Origin of the sequence: Acidovorax sp. Root267, from assembly GCF_001429215.1 — a bacterium.
Classification (GTDB): Bacteria; Pseudomonadota; Gammaproteobacteria; order Burkholderiales; family Burkholderiaceae_C; genus Acidovorax; species Acidovorax radicis.
The window spans coordinates 1-15,737 of record NZ_LMJC01000004.1 but is presented as its reverse complement, the minus strand read 5'-3'; the positions used below and the strand labels follow the sequence as shown (position 1 = coordinate 15,737).

Below are 15,737 nucleotides of genomic sequence, written 5' to 3'. Positions count from 1 at the left end.
GTACCGTTGCTTTACAGCGTCCGGGCGATTTCCTTGATGTCAAAGAATTCGAGGTGATCGCCTTCCTTGATGTCGTTGTAGTTCTTGAGCTTGATACCGCACTCAAAGCCTTCCTTGACATCCTTGACATCGTCCTTGAGGCGCTTGATCGAATCGACTTCGCCGGTGTAGACCACCACGTTGTCGCGCAACAAGCGGAAGCGTGCGTTGCGATGGACCATGCCCGAGGTGATGTACGAACCAGCAATCGTGCCGATCTTGGTGGCCACGAACACCGTGCGGATCTCGGCCGTACCGATGATCTCTTCGCGCTGCTCGGGGGCCAGCATGCCGGACATTGCCACCCGCAACTCGTCCACAGCGTCGTAAATGATGCTGTAGTAGTGCAGATCGACGCCATTGCCCTCGGCCAGCTTGCGCGCACCGGCATCTGCCCGCACGTTGAAGCCGATCACGATGGCCTTGGAGGCGATCGCCAGGTTGATGTCGGACTCGCTGATGGCGCCGACGGCGGCGTACACCAGTTGCACCTTGACCTCGTCGGTCGAGAGCTTGAGCAGCGACTGGGCCAGCGCTTCCTGCGAACCCTGCACGTCGGCCTTGACGATGATGGGCAGTGTCTTCACTTCGCCTGCCGTCATGTCGGCGAACATGTTCTCGAGCTTCGCAGCCTGCTGCTTGGCCAGCTTGGTGTTGCGGAACTTGCCTGCACGATAGGTAGCGATTTCACGGGCACGGCGTTCGTCCGTGAGCACCATGAATTCGTCGCCTGCCTGGGGCACTTCCGTCAGACCCTGGATTTCCACCGGGATCGACGGGCCTGCCGTCTTGGCAACCTTGCCGTTTTCGTCCAGCATGGCGCGCACGCGGCCATAGGTCTGGCCGGCCAGCACGATATCGCCCACCTTGAGGGTACCGGCCTGCACAAGCACAGTTGCCACAGGGCCGCGGCCCTTGTCGAGCTGGGCTTCGATCACGAGGCCCTTGGCCAGCGAATCGACCGGAGCCTTGAGTTCCAGCACTTCGGCCTGCAGCAGCACTTGTTCCAGCAGCGTGTCGATGCCCATGCCGGTCTTGGAAGACACAGGCACAAAAGGCGAATCGCCACCGTATTCTTCCGGCACCACCTGCTCCACAACCAGCTCTTGCTTGACGCGTTCAAAGTTGGCGTCGGGCTTGTCAGCCTTGGTGATGGCCACCACGATAGGAACACCCGCCGCCTTGGCGTGCTTGATGGCTTCCTTCGTCTGGGGCATGACGCCGTCGTCCGCTGCCACGACCAGAATCACGATGTCGGTGGCCTGCGCGCCGCGGGCACGCATGGCCGTGAAGGCCTCGTGACCCGGGGTATCGAGGAACGACACCATGCCGCGTGGCGTTTCCACGTGGTAGGCGCCAATGTGCTGCGTAATGCCACCGGCTTCGCCCGCAGCCACCTTGGCACGGCGGATGTAGTCGAGCAGCGAGGTCTTGCCATGGTCCACGTGGCCCATGACGGTGACCACGGGTGCGCGTGGCAACAGCTCGACATCCTTCTGGCCCGAATCTTCGTCGGTGAAGGCTTCTGGATCGTCCAGCGCCGCCACCACAGCCTTGTGACCCATTTCTTCCACCATGATCATGGCGGTGTCCTGGTCCAGCGGCTGGTTGATGGTGACCATCTGGCCCATCTTCATCAGGGCCTTGATGACTTCGTTGGCCTTGATCGACATCTTGTGCGCCAGTTCCGCCACCGTGATGGTTTCTGGAACGTGCACTTCGATGATGCGCGCCTCCACCGGAGCAGCCTGCTGGTGGTCGTCGCGATGATCGCGGTTGTCGCCACGGCGGCCACGGGGGCCACCACGCCAGTTGTTGCGCCCAACACCGCCGCTGCTGTCGCCACGGGTCTTGATTTCCTTCTTCTTGGCAGTATCGCCTGCCCAGCTGGAGGACAGCTTGGCCGACTTCACTTCCTTGCCCGCACCCGGTGCACCCGCACCTGCGCCAGCCGTGGCCGGAGCGCCTGCACGCGCCACACCGGTGCCTACAGCAGGCTTGTGCAAGGTACCCTTCTTGGCGTCACCCACCGCAGCGGGCTTGGCCACCGGCTTGGGTTCCTCAGGCTTCTTGGCCACCATGACCGCCTTCTTGGGCGTGGCCATCATGGAACGGATTGCGGCAGCTTCCGCCTCGGCCTTGCGGCGACGGGCGTCGAGATCGGCGGCACGCGCTGTTTCCTCGTCGGCGCGCGCCTTGGATTCAGCAGCGGCCTTCTCGCGGGCTTCGGTCTGGGCGGCAGTACGCGCAGCCGTTTCAGCTGCTTGCTCGCGGGTAGCCTCCTGCTTCACGGCAGAGGCTTGCGCCTTCTTTTCGGCTTCCTGGGCGGCATAAGCGGCGGCGCGCTCTTCGGCTTCGCGCTCGCGCTTTTCGCGGGCTTCGCGTTCAGCGCGCTTTTCGGCCAGCTCTGTTTCCTGGCGGCGGATCAGCTCAGCCTGGCGGCGGGCCTCCTCCTCGCGGCGAGACAGTTCCAGGTCTTCGCTGGAAACAGCAGCCTCTTCCACGGCGGCGGACGCATGGGACTCCGCAGAGCCCTCGGCGCCTTCGTCGCGCTGAATGAACGTGCGCTTCTTGCGCACTTCCACCTGGATCGTGCGAGCCTTGCCGGTGGCATCGGCCTGCTTGATCTCGCTGGTGGACTTCTTCACCAGCGTGATCTTCTTGCGATCGGCCGAGGCCGTGCCATGGCTGGCCTGCAGGTAGGCAAGCAGCTTTTGCTTGTCCGATTCGGTCAACGCATCGGAAGGGGCAGCCTTGCCCACGCCCGCAGCCTTGAGCTGGTCGAGCAGGGTTTCAGATGATTTTTTGAGTTCGGTTGCAAACTCGGCGACAGTATTACTGGACATATGTGGTTCGTGCCTCCCTGACCTTTACTCTTGCCCCGCGAACCAATGTTCGCGCGCCTTCATGATCAAGGCCTTGGCATCTTCTTCAGACTGTCCGGTCAGGTCGGTCAGTTCATCAATGGCCAGATCGGCCAGGTCGTCACGTGTGTGCACACCGCCTTCGGCCAATTTTGCAATCAGCTCCGGGGTGAGGCCTTCGAGGTCGCGCAGGTCCTGGGAGACCTCTTCCACGCTTTCCTCACGGGCGATTTCCATCGTGAGCAGCGCGTCCTTGGCTCGGGCGCGCAACTCGTTGACAGTGTCTTCGTCGAAGCTTTCGATCTCCAGCATTTCCTGCAGCGGCACATAGGCCACTTCTTCGAGGCTGTTGAAGCCTTCGGAGATCAGGATGTCGGCGATTTCCTCGTCCACATCGAGTTTTTCCATGAACAGCTTGCGGGCGGTGTCGGTCTCGTTGGCCTGCTTCTGCGCGCTTTCAGCGGCGTCCATGATGTTGATCTTCCAGCCGGTCAGGTCGGAAGCGAGGCGAACGTTCTGGCCGCCGCGGCCGATGGCGATGGCGAGGTTCTCCTCATCCACCACCACGTCCATGGCGTGCTTTTCTTCATCCACCACGATGGAGGACACGTTGGCCGGAGCCAGTGCACCAATCACGAACTGGGCGGGGTCTTCGGACCACAACACGATGTCCACGCGTTCGCCGGCGAGCTCGTTGGTCACCGCATTCACACGGGTGCCGCGCACGCCGACGCAGGTGCCAATGGGGTCCACGCGCTTGTCGTGAGAGAGCACGGCGATCTTGGCGCGCGAGCCGGAGTCGCGGGCGCAGGACTTGATCTCCAGCAGGCCTTGCTCAATCTCGGGCACTTCCTGGCGGAAGAGCTCGATCATGAACTCGGGGGCCGATCGCGACAGGATGATGGGCGCGCCGCGCAGCGTCAGGTCCACTTCCATGATCATGGCGCGCACACGGTCGCCACTGCGCAGGTTTTCCTTGGGGATCATCTCGCCACGGCGCAGGCGGCCTTCCACGCGGCCGGACTCGACAATGATGTCGCCCTTGTCCATGCGCTTGACGGTGCCGGTGAAGATGCGTTCGCCGCGCGACATGAAGTCGTTGAGAAGCATCTCGCGCTCGGCGTCGCGGATCTTCTGCAGGATGACCTGCTTGGCGGCCATGGCGCCGATGCGGCCGATGGGCACCGACTCGACGCCTTCTTCGATGTACTCACCGACTTCGATGTCTGCAATGCGATCCTTCGCATCCATCAGCAGTTCTTCCGCTTCAGGATTTTGCAGGCCCGCATCATCGGGCACGACCAGCCAGCGGCGGAAAGTCTCATAGTTGCCACTGTCGCGATCCACGGACACGCGAATGTCCACCTCGCCCTGGTACAGCTTCTTGGTAGCCTGGGCCAGGGCCGACTCCACGGCGCCCAAGACCACATCACGCTCCACGTTCTTCTCGCGCGAAATGGCCTCAACCAACATCAACAATTCGCGATTCATGCGACGACTCTCCTGTTTCAATCACCCGAAGGCAGGGGCTGCACGCAGCGACCCTCCGCCCCAATTCATTCAGCGACTCAGGCGGGTGCTGACCCGGCCTTGCCTCCACGCCCCTTGAAATCCACGATGGGCGCCAGGCGCACATCCCGAACCTCATCCAAGGTAAAGCCCAGCGCCTGCAAAGGGGCGGGCACGCGTTTCTTGCTGACTCTTTGACCTGGCTTGACCGGCGGCTCGTCACTCCAGACGATCTGCCAACCTCCAGCCTCGGCCCGCTCCAGCGTGCCGCGAAATTTCTTGCGGGTGGCATTCACCTGCCCTGCAGCTGCTGCCACACCAATGGGCGCCCTCAGGGTGACGTCGATGATCGAGCCCTCAAAACGCACGAAGTCCTGTTCGTGGCGCAAAGGACGGTCGATGCCGGGAGACGAGACTTCGAGGCGCTTGTACTCGGCACCGTCCACCTCCAGCGCAAACTGCAGCTGGCGCGTGACCTTCTCGCAGTCTTCCACCGTGACAAACTGGTCCAGCACGGGTGCCGGCGCACCGGCGGCCGGCTGAACCCAGGGCAAGTCGATGGTGATGCGCAGCAAACCACCGGCGGAGCGTTCAATCTCCACCAGGTCATACCCCAGGCCCGTCACAATTTGTTCAACGACTTGCTGCAATGCCACGTGTTCAGTTCAATCCCGGAAAAAACAACACAACTTACGCAAACCGGGATCAGGCACGTTGCCCACCCATCGGCACACTGCACGTGCACCCATTTTTTTGCGCAAATCCAAAACAAAAAACCCGATAACCCCCGGAGACCCTCTCCGACAGCTTCGAGCTCCAAAAGCGTTCGACCAAAAAAAACGGGCGGTTGGTACCCGCCCGTTTGGTCGTGAGAGTCGTATTGTAGCGTGCAAAGTGTTGATTTGCAAAGGCGCGCACAGGGAAAACTGTTGTCAACGTGCCCATGCCTGTGTTCATGCGGCCCGCCGGGCGGTGCAGTGCCAAAACGGCACCCGGCGCTTATCCAATCGGCGCGAGCAGCTATGACAGTGATAGCGGCGCCAGCAGCTCGGCCAGATCGCTCTCGGTGAACAGCGGCTCCGTGCGCGCGGCGGCGCCGCCGTACAGGCTGCCGGCCAGCTGCGCCTTCCTGTCCTGCAGCGCCAGGATGCGCTCTTCGATGGTGCCCTGCGCCACGAGCTTGATCACCCACACGCTCTGCGTCTGGCCGATGCGGTGGGCGCGGTCGGTGGCCTGGGCTTCGGCTGCGGGGTTCCACCAGGGGTCGAAGTGGATCACGGTGTCGGCCTGCGGCAGGTTCAGCCCCACCCCGCCCGCTTTCAGGCTGATGAGAAACAGCGGCACCTGCCCGCTGGTGAACTGATCGATGACCGCATCGCGCTTCTGGCTCTGCCCGGTGAGCTTGACCCAGGGCAGGCCCCGCTTTTTCAGCTCGGCCTCGATCAGCGTGAGCATGCTGGTGAACTGCGAGAACAGCAGCACCCGCCGCCCTTCGGCCAGCATCTCGGGCAGCATCACCATCAGCTGCTCCAGCTTGGCCGATGCGTTGACCGCCCGGGCGGCCTCGAGCGGCAGCAGCTGCGGGTGGCAGCACACCTGGCGCAGCTTGAGCAGGGCATCCAGCACGGTGATCTGCGACTTGGCCAGCCCCTTGGTGTGCAGGGCCTCGCGCACGGTTTTCTCCATGCCCAGGCGGATGGTCTCGTACAGGTCGGCCTGCGCGCCGGCCAGCTCCACGGGCATCACGGTCTCGACCTTGGGCGGCAGCTCGCCGGCCACCAGCGCCTTGGTCCGCCGCAGCATGAACGGGGTGATGCGCGCGCGCAACTGCGCCATGCGCGCGCCGTCGCCCTGCTTTTCGATGGGCGTGCGAAACACCTGCTTGAAGCGCTGCTGGCTGCCCAGAAACCCCGGCATCAAAAAGTGGAACAGGCTCCAGATCTCGCCCAGGTGGTTTTCCATGGGCGTGCCCGACAGGCACAGGCGGTGGTGCGCATTCAGCTCGCCCACCACCTGCGCCGCCTGGGTGCTGGCGTTCTTGATGTTCTGCGCCTCGTCCAGCACCACCAGGTGCCACGGCTGCGCCAGCCACCGGTCGCGGTCGCGCTGCAGCAGCGAATACGGGGCGATCACGAGGTCGTGCTCGGCCACCGCGTCGGCCACCGCATGGCGACCCGCGCCATGCAGCACCAGGCAGCGCAGGCCGGGGCAAAAGCGCGCGGCCTCGCGCTGCCAGTTGCCCATCAGGCTCACGGGCGCAATGACGAGCGCGGGGTCGGTCAGGCGCCCGGCGTCTTTTTCGACCTGGATGTGGGCCAGGGTCTGCAGCGTCTTGCCCAGGCCCATGTCGTCGGCCAGCACCCCGGCCAGGCCGTGGGCGCGCAAGAACTGCAGCCAGTTCAGGCCCTGCTGCTGGTACGGCCGCAGGGTGGCGCGCACCCCGGCGGGCAGCGGCACCTCGGGCAAGGCACTGGCGCCCTGCAGCTGGGCTACCACCGCGCGCAGTGCGTGGGCGCCCTGCCAATCCACCCCCTGGCCCAGCGCGGCGCTGGTGCGCAGGGCGTCCAGGCGCGACAGCTTCAGGCTGTCGGCGGTGAAATCGTGCACCCGGTCGCCCACCAGGTCCAGCAGCGCTGCCATCCACGGGCGCAGGGTGTCGGTCGGCAGGCGCACGAAGCCTGGGCCCTGCAGCGATGGCAGGTAGACATAGGGCGGCAGCTGCGGCAGGCCGGTGGCGGCATCCAGCGGCTGGTCGGCCGCGGCGGCGATCAGGTCGGGCAGCCAGGGCAGGATGTTGTGGCGCACGCCGTCGACCTCCATGCCCAGCGACAGCGCGAACCAGGGGGAGGTGGCCTCGTCGCCTTCGCCCTCGCCTAACCCACCGTCTCCTTCGCCCGCACCGTCTGGCTGCAGCGCCACGGCCAGCGTGTCGGCATGGGTGATCCAGCCGTGCAGCGCCGCATCCACCGTGACGGCAAAGCCCGCATCACGCAGCACCGCAAAGCCGTTGTCGGCCCAGTGCATCCAGGCGGTTTGCGGCTGCTCGCCGGGAATGCCGAACAGGCCGTCGTCGGTGCCCAGCAGGCCCAGATGGAGCAGGCGTTCGATGGCCGACAGCTCGGCCTGTGCATCGCGCTGCAGCAGCACCTGGACGCCGTCGGCCCCCGGGACCATCACGGCCAGGTCCTGCCCCTCCCACCAGCCCACGTGGCCCTGGTAGTCGAACTGCAATTGCGCGGTGATGAGGCCCATGTCGGGCATATCTGCAGGCGGCGTGGGCCCCAAATGCAGCCGCGCCAACGGCTTCACGCCCTGCACTCGGGCTAGGGGCGCTCCCACCGGCGGCAGCGGCAGCACGCCACCCAGGCGGGTGGCCAGTTCGGCCTGGTGTTTTTGCAGCGCCGCGGTGCTCAGCGCCGGCGCCTTGAGCAGCATGGCCAGTTGCGCCGCGCTCAGGCCCTGGGTATCGACCGTGCCGCACAGGCCGTTGGCAGAGTCCACGTACAAAGGCGGCGTGTTGCTGCACAGCGTGGCCGTCGTGCCGGGCAGGCCGGGGCGCAGCGCCCAGGTGGTGTCGCCACCGGCCGCTGCCGGGGCCCGCGACTCGTGCCACGCCCAGGTGATAGCCAGCGGTGGCCCCCAGGCCAGGGGTGCGCCCACCATGGAGCCGCCCGCATCCGCAAACAGGCGGCCGGTGCTGGCCGCCTGCTGCAGCGCCAGCACGCCCACCGAGCCCTCCAGCACCGCCACCGGCCCGGCGCTGTAGGCCGAGTAGTAGCCCAGCCCGCGCGGCATGGCGCGCAGCAGCTGCAGCACCTGGCGGTCGGCGTCGCTCGCGCGGTCGTACACCGCCTGCCCTGGCGCGGGCTGCGTGCGCACCGGCTTGGGCTTGGCCCAGCCGCCCGTCACCTTGGGGTAGGACACCACGGCTTCGAGCTGCATTTGCTGCAGCGTGGCGCGGGGCAGCCCCACGGTGGAGACCAGATACAAGTATTGCTCGGGCCGGTCCGCCTGCGGATCGGACGGTGCGGTGGCCGACGCGCCGGCAGCCCGGTCCCATTCGCGCAGCCAGTGCACCAGCCGCGCCTCGGCCTCGGTGCGCGCCAGCGCTTCCTTGCGCTGCTGCAGGGCTTTCAGCGCGTCTGCAGTCTGGGTAGCCTGCGTGGCCGTGGCCGGAGGCTCGCCCCCCAGGTGCACGGATTTGAGCGCCAGCGCCACCGCGTGCTTGCAGTCGGCCCCCACCGGGCAGCTGCATTCGCCCCACCACGACTGGACCACGCCGGCGTCGGACATGGTGAGCTGGACCCGCACGGCATACGGCACCGGCTGGCTGCCCAGCACCTCGCCTTCCAGCGCCCACCTATCGATACCATCCGGCTTGACGGCGATGCGCAGCACGGCCCCCTGGCGGTGCAGCTCTGCCCCGCGCGACCAGGTGCCTTTGTCGCACTGGGCCTGCAATGAGCCGATCTGGAACCAGGGGGGACGGGGTGTAGGCACAAAATCCAAGCAAAAAACGGCTCTAACGCTTTTCCATAAAGCGCTAGCAGCTATAAAAACAGGAGCATTCCGTAAAATCAGAAGGTCGCCGGGGGCGCCTATCTGCTGCGCGCAGCGCGCACGCGCTCGAAGACTTCTTGCGCCTCACCCCCCGCACCTGCAGCACCCGGTGTTGCCGCCTGCAGGCTGGCCAGCAGCCGCCCCAGCACCGGCGCCTGCGGCAGCAGCGGCCCGAGGAACAGCGCCCGCTCGCCGTCGGCGATCAGCAGCGTGGGGAAGGTTTCCACATCCAGGTCCCCGGCGATCTCCGCGTCGTCCTCGATGTCCACCCATTCGAAGCGCACGTCCGGGTGCGCACGGGCCAGTTCGTCGAACAGGGGGCGGTACACGCCGCAGGTGCCGCACCAGGCAGCGCACAGGCACACGGCCCACCAGCCGCGCGGGGTGGCGGCGGCCGGGCTCTGCGGTGTGGGTTCTGGCAACGAGGCCGGGCTTTGCATCGACGGGGGCTCCTCTGGGGGTGGGGCGGCGCGGCGGGCGCTGCCGGCAGACCCTGCCACCGCACCACCGCGCCTCTACATGCCGCGCCGTTCGCGGGCGCGATAAACCTCGATGGTACCCACACCGGGCGCCCGGTTGCCCCAGCTGTTGCGCACAAAGGTGCCCACCGCCGCCACGTCCTCGTCACCCAGCGTTTGCTGAAACGGCGGCATGCCGTGCGGGCGCGGGTTGCCGGCCGTGGCGGGCAGGTAGCCGCCCTGCAGCACCACCCGCACCACGTTGGTCGGGTCGGCCAGCAGCACGGCGCGGTTGCCCGCCAGCGCCGGGAAGGCGCCCGCCTGGCCCTGCCCTACATCGCCGTGGCATTGCGCGCACTGCTGCTCGTACACCTTGCCGCCCCGCGCCATGGCGGCGGTGGGTGGCGCTGTGTAGGGCGCCGGGTTGGCGCGGGCGGCCTGCTGCGGCAGCGCTTGCAGGTACACGGCCATGGCGCGTGCGTCGGCATCGGTCAGGTACTGCGTGCTGCGGAACACCACCTCGGCCATGGGGCCCAGCACCGACCCGTGCGGGGCCACGCCGGTTTTCAGCAAGGCCACCACGTCGTCGGTGGCCCATTCCTTCACGCCCGCCTCGGCCGCCGCGTTGAGCGCGGGGGCATACCAGTTCTGCACCGGGATCAGCCCGCCGTTGAAGGCCTTGGCGTCAGCCGTGGCGCCCAGCGCGTTGCGCGGCGTGTGGCAGGCCGTGCAGTGGCCCAGGCCGTTGACCAGGTAGGCGCCGCGGTCGTATTCCGCCGTCGTCGAGGGCGCGGCGTCGGCCGCGGTGCTGGCCGCGCCCGGGGCAAAGAACAGCGCACGCCACACGCCCAGCGCCGCCTGCGTGCTGTACGGAAAACGCAGCGCGTGTTCGCGGTTCGGCTCACTGGCGGGGGGCACGCTGCGCAGGTACGCAAAAATGGCGTCCGAATCCGCACGCGTCACCTGGGTGTAGTTGGGGTACGGAAAGGCCGGGTACAGCAGGCGCCCATCCTTGCTGCGGCCATGGTGCATGGCGCGCCAGAACTCGGCCGACGTCCAGCTGCCGATGCCCTGCGCCGGGTCGGGCGTGAGGTTGGAGCTGTGCACCACGCCAAAAGGCGTCTCGATGCCGCGCCCGCCTGCAAAAGGCGCGCCGCCCTGCGTGGTGTGGCAGGCCATGCAGTTGCCGACGCGGGCTAGGTACTCGCCGCGCGCCACCAGCGCGGGCGTGCTCTGCAGCGTCTCGGCGGCAGGCAGCGGCTCTTCGCCGCGCAGGTTCAGGGTGACCAGCGCGGCGGCCACGAGCCCCAAGGCCGCCAGGGTGGAAGACAAGGTCCAGAGGATGCGTTTCATGGGTGCATCCTTTCTCAACGTGAAGAAGCCGCCGGAGCAGCCGTTGCCTCAGCCGCTGAAGCCACGGGCACCTCGGCCACGCCGCCACAACGGGCGGGCATGGCGGCCGGCAGGGTGCGCGCAGGCTTGCCGCCCCCGGCCACCGGCTGGGCCGCCAGCCAGGCCGACACGGCACTCACATCGTCAGGCGTCAACTGCCGGGCGATGTCGGCCATGCAGTCGGGCGCATGGGCTCGGCGCTGGCCGGTCTTCCAGGCGCCCAGCTGGCTGTTGAGGTAGTCGCGCGGCAGGCCCAGCAGGCCCGGGATGGACGGCGCCACGCCCGTCATGGCACTGCCGTGGCACGACACGCAGGCAGGGATGCGGCGCGCAGCGTCGCCCTGGTGCACCAGCCGGCGCCCCTGCTCCAGCGCGGCGGCAGGCGCCTGGGGAGCGGGCGGCGGCGGGTACGGCACATCCTGCGCGGCAAAGTGCTCGGCCATTTCACGCAGGTAGTCGTCCGTCAGGTGCTCGATGAGGTAGGTCATCTGCGGGTAGCTGCGCCGCCCGTCGCGAAAGTTGAGCAACTGGTTGGCCAGGTAGCCCGCCGGCTTGCCCGCGATGCGCGGAAAGTAGCCGTCGGGCGTGGCGCGGCCTTCCTTGCCGTGGCAGGCCGTGCAGGCCAACACGCGCGAGGACATCGACGACGCGGACACCGTGGCGGACGGGGCCGCCGCAGCCGTCGCAGGAGTGGACACGGGCTGGGCCCAGGCGCCAGCGCTCCACGCCAGCGCCATTGCGGCAGTGGCGCCAGCCAGGCGGGAAACAGGGCGCAGCAGGCTGCGCAGGCAATCAATCATGGATTTTTTTCGAGTGGGGATCGACAGGGTCGCCAGCTGGGCGGAGCGTTCGTCACCACCCGCACCAGCGCACCACGGCACTCTACGCTCCGCCCCAAAAACAGTACAGATTCAGTTTCCAGTTAAAAATACAGATCAGTTTGCCCTGGATCAACCCCAGCCTCCCATGAAACGCTACGAACGCCACGCCGACGCCATCGCCCAGCTCATTCACAGCGGCGCCCTGCGCCCGGGCGACCGCGTGCCGTCCGTGCGCGAGGCCAGCCGCACGCGTGGCATCAGCCCGTCCACCGTGTTCGAGGCGTATTACCTGCTGGAGGCCCAGGGCCTCATCCACGCCCGGCCCCGTTCGGGCTACTACGTCAGCGCCCGGCTGCCCGCCACCGGGTCCCGCCCCGCAGAGCCCCTGCCCTCGCAGCCCGCGCACACCTCCACCGGCGTGGCCATCAGCGAGCTGGTGTTCGAAGTGCTGGGCCTGGCGCGCGACCGCGACCTGGTGCCGCTGGGCTCGGCCTTTCCGGGGCTGGAGCTGTTTCCGCTCGACCGGCTGGCGCGCTGCCTGGCCAGCGGCATGCGCAAGCTCGACCCCTGGAACATCGTGCAAAGCCTGCCGCCGGGCGACGAACGCCTGCGCCAGCAGATCGCGCTGCGCTACGGCCTGCACGGCAGCGCGGTGGATGTGGAAGAAATCATCATCACCAACGGCGCGATGGAGGCCCTGAACCTGTGCCTGGAGGCCGTCACCCAGCCGGGCGACATCGTGGTGGTCGAATCCCCCACCTTCTACGCCGCGCTGCAGGCACTGGAGCGGCTGAACCTGCAGGCCCTGGAGATTGCCACCCACCCGCGCGACGGCATCGACCTGGCCGCCCTGGCCGAGGCGCTGGAGCGCCAGCCAGCGCACCAGCGGGTCAAGGCCTGCTGGCTCATGCCCAGCTTTCAAAACCCCCTGGGCAGCCTGATGCCCGAAGCCAAAAAGCGCGAGCTGGTCACCCTGCTGGCCCGCCACCAGGTGCCGCTGATCGAAGACGACGTGTACGGCGAGCTTCACTTCGCCCCGCACCGTCCGCCCCCGGCCAAGGCGTTCGATACCGAAGGCCTGGTGATGCACTGCAGCTCGTTCAGCAAGAGCCTGGCGCCCGGCTACCGCGTGGGCTGGGTGGCGGCGGGCCGCTTTGCCACGGCGGTGCAACGCCTCAAGCTCATGACCACCCTGTCGGCCGCCACGCCGTCGCAGCAGGCGCTGTCCGAATACCTGGCCCAGGGCGGCTACGACCGGCATTTGCGCCAGTTGCGCCGCAGCCTGGCGCAGCAGCAGTCCATTGCCCTGGCGGCGGTGGCCCGGCACTTCCCGCCGGGCACGCGGGTGTCGCAGCCCGAGGGCGGGTACTTTGTGTGGGTGGAGCTGCCGCCGCAGGTCGACGCCCTGCAACTGCACCGCCAGGCACTGCAGCAGGGCATCAGCCTGGCGCCGGGGCAGATCTTTTCGGCCGACCGGCGCTTTGCCCACTGCGTGCGCATCAACTACGGGCACCCGGCGCAAGAGCGGTTTGAAGCAGCCTTGGCCACCGTCGGCAGGCTGGCTACGGCGTTGGCGGTCGACGACTCTGCCGGAAAGCAAAAACAAGCTTCAAAACAGATGGAGCCCTGAGAGCGCCTTGGTGTGCGGCAGAAAGAAAAACACAAAGAAGGCCCCCTCCATGTGCACTCCTCTGCACTCTTTTTTGATAGCTACTAGCGCTTGACAGACAATCGCTGGCAGCCTGTATTGATCATTTTTTTGCCGCGCTTTGCATGCGTGGGCTCAGAAACGCTCCCATTCGTCGTCATCGCCTCCTGCCAATGCCGGTGCCGGGCTGTGCGCCCCGGGCTTGCCGTCGGCAGGGGCGGCACCTGCCTTCGGCGTGGGCAGTTTTGTCTGGGGTTTGACCGCCGTCTTGGGGCCGCGGAAGCTGCTGCCACCGGCCTTGGACGGTGTGGCGCGATGGGCGGCCATCCCCGGTGCAGGCATGGAGGCCCGGGCTGCAGGTGCAAGGGAAATGCTGGTGCTTGTATTGGCGTTGGCGTCGGCGTCCAGCTTGAACACAGCCACAGCCCCCACCAGCGCCTGGGCCTGCTGGCTCAGGCTGCTGGCGGCAGCGGCCATTTCCTCCACCAGCGCGGCGTTCTGCTGCGTGACCTGGTCCATCTGCGTCACGGCCTCGCCCACCTGCGACACACCCGTGCTCTGCTCGCTGCTGGCCGCACTGATCTCACCCATGATGTCCGTCACGCGGCGGATGGAGGACACCACCTCCGTCATCGTCACACCCGCCTTGTCCACCAGCGCCGAGCCCTGCTCCACGCGCTCGACGCTGGCGGTGATCAGGGCCTTGATCTCTTTGGCGGCCTCGGCACTGCGCCCTGCCAGGCTGCGCACTTCTCCGGCCACCACGGCGAAGCCCCGGCCTTGCTCACCCGCACGGGCCGCTTCCACGGCCGCATTCAGCGCCAGGATGTTGGTCTGGAAGGCGATGCCGTCGATGACGCTGATGATGTCGGCGATCTTCTTGCTACTGTCGTTGATGCCTTTCATGGTCTCGACCACCTCGGACACCACATCGCCGCCCTGCCCGGCCACGGTCGATGCGCTCATCGCCAGCTGATTGGCCTGGCGCGCGTTGTCGGCGTTCTGCTTGACGGTGGAGCTCAGTTCTTCCATCGACGCCGCCGTCTCCTGCAGCGCGCTGGCCTGCTGCTCGGTGCGGATGGACAGGTCGTTGTTGCCCGAGGCGATCTCGGCGCTGGCCGATGCGACACCCTGCGCATTGCCACGCACGCCCGACACCACATTCGCGAGGTTGTCGCGCATGGCCGTCAGGCCACCGAGCAGCTGGGCGATCTCGTCCTTGCCCTGCGCCTTGATCGGCACCGTGAGGTCGCCCTGCGCCACCGAATCGGTGATCTGCACCGCGTTGCCCAGCGCACGCGAGATCTGCCGGATCATGGCGCCGCCCATCAACACCGCCAGCAGGATGCCCAGCACCACCGCCGTGAGCACCATGGCGCGGATCGTCTGAAAGCTCGTCTCGGCGCGGTCGTACTCGGCCTTGGCGCGGTCAAGCTGCACCTGCATGAGCTGGCTCAGCACATCCTGCAGCGGATCGATGGCGGGGTACATCTCCTTGGCCGCAAAGGCGGTGAGCGCGGCCACATCGCCCGATCGCAAATGGCCGGTGAGCGCATCGGCCGCCCCGTCGGCCTTGACCTGCAGGGGCTTGAAGCGCTCGACCAGCTGGGTTTCCTCCGGCACGAGGTGTGTGGCCAGGTAGGCTTTCCAGTTCGACTCGATGGCCTTGCGTGCGTCAGCCACCGACTGCAGCCCTTGCGCTGAAGTCATGGCGCCGTCACGCACCTTGTGCGCGGCATCGACCACATTGACGGCATACATGTCTGCCACCACCTTGATCTGCTTGAGGGGCACGACGCGATCGTCGTACACCGACTTGAGCCCCGTATTCGACTGCCCCATGCCGAACAACCCCGCCACGCCGACCAGCAACACCAGCAGGCACAAGGCTGCGAGCAGACCGGCAAGGCGCGTGGATATCTTGAACTGGTTCATGGCAACGCTCCTGAAGTGGGGACATGGAAGAAACTGCAACTCCACCACGCGCCAGGGCGCCATCGGTCTGCAGGCCGGCGGCAGAGGGCTGGGTTGTGGTGGTGCAAGCGGGCGAGAAGCGACACGCAGGATGTGCGCCAGGCAGATGACCGGCAACCCTGGTCCCAAGGGCCGACAGCCCATGCACCCGCAAAGTCAAAGCCGTGAACCATGAAAGAACTCCCGGCAAAAGACCAACGCATCCAAGACAAACCCGCAGCCGCACAAGAGCGGGAGGCCTGTGCGTTCAGCATAGCGCTTTCCGTTACGTTTGCGAACATTTGTCCCAAGAAAAACGACGACCCCCGGCAGCGGCGATACGCGGGCCGTGGCAAACGTAATGGCGCCAGAATGCTCCTTTTTTGATAGCTATGAGCGCTTGATAGACAATCGCCAGGGGCTTTTTTTAATCACACCCCATGGGCTCGGGCAGTGTGCCCCGCTCAGAAGCTCTCCCAGCTCAGAAGCTCTC

Annotated in this window: 9 protein-coding genes; 1 reads left to right on the top strand and 8 read right to left on the bottom strand. The window is 66.7% G+C overall.

What is annotated here, in order from left to right; genetic code table 11:
• Nucleotides 1-11: 11 nt before the first annotated feature.
• The 7 genes from infB to ASE39_RS05925 all read right to left on the bottom strand — a co-directional run bounded on the left by infB (nucleotide 12) and on the right by ASE39_RS05925 (nucleotide 11,622).
• On the bottom strand, nucleotides 12-2,885 hold the full coding sequence (gene infB / locus ASE39_RS05955; RefSeq protein WP_010458036.1) for a translation initiation factor IF-2: 2,874 nt from the start codon (nucleotides 2,883-2,885) through the stop codon (nucleotides 12-14).
• A 24-nt stretch (nucleotides 2,886-2,909) separates the two neighbouring features.
• Nucleotides 2,910-4,394: a transcription termination factor NusA gene (nusA, locus tag ASE39_RS05950; protein WP_010458033.1), complete on the bottom strand. Its 1,485-nt coding sequence runs from the start codon at nucleotides 4,392-4,394 to the stop codon at nucleotides 2,910-2,912.
• 77 nt (nucleotides 4,395-4,471) lie between these two features.
• The gene (rimP, locus tag ASE39_RS05945; protein ID WP_057270544.1) at nucleotides 4,472-5,068 is read right to left on the bottom strand and encodes a ribosome maturation factor RimP; all 597 of its coding nucleotides are present in this window, start codon (nucleotides 5,066-5,068) and stop codon (nucleotides 4,472-4,474) included.
• A gap of 364 nt (nucleotides 5,069-5,432) precedes the next feature.
• A complete protein-coding gene (locus ASE39_RS05940) occupies nucleotides 5,433-8,873 on the bottom strand; it encodes a DEAD/DEAH box helicase (protein ID WP_057270644.1) in 3,441 nt (1,146 codons plus the stop codon).
• Nucleotides 8,874-9,010: 137 nt separating this feature from the next.
• Nucleotides 9,011-9,412, bottom strand: coding sequence for a thioredoxin family protein (locus ASE39_RS05935; RefSeq protein WP_057270543.1), 402 nt, complete (start codon nucleotides 9,410-9,412; stop codon nucleotides 9,011-9,013).
• Between the two features lie 75 nt (nucleotides 9,413-9,487).
• Entirely contained in the window at nucleotides 9,488-10,783 is a 1,296-nt protein-coding gene (locus ASE39_RS05930; protein WP_057270542.1) for a cytochrome c, read from the bottom strand.
• A 14-nt stretch (nucleotides 10,784-10,797) separates the two neighbouring features.
• On the bottom strand, nucleotides 10,798-11,622 hold the full coding sequence (locus ASE39_RS05925) for a c-type cytochrome (RefSeq protein ID WP_057270541.1): 825 nt from the start codon (nucleotides 11,620-11,622) through the stop codon (nucleotides 10,798-10,800).
• Between the two features lie 166 nt (nucleotides 11,623-11,788).
• On the opposite strand from ASE39_RS05925, the gene ASE39_RS05920 reads away from it, so the two are divergent.
• The gene (locus ASE39_RS05920; protein ID WP_057270540.1) at nucleotides 11,789-13,273 is read left to right on the top strand and encodes a PLP-dependent aminotransferase family protein; all 1,485 of its coding nucleotides are present in this window, start codon (nucleotides 11,789-11,791) and stop codon (nucleotides 13,271-13,273) included.
• Nucleotides 13,274-13,426: 153 nt separating this feature from the next.
• Here the strand turns inward: ASE39_RS05920 and ASE39_RS05915 are convergent, their stop codons facing one another.
• Complete coding sequence (locus ASE39_RS05915; protein WP_057270539.1) at nucleotides 13,427-15,226, bottom strand: methyl-accepting chemotaxis protein; 1,800 nt, start codon at nucleotides 15,224-15,226, stop codon at nucleotides 13,427-13,429.
• Nucleotides 15,227-15,737: the final 511 nt, after the last annotated feature.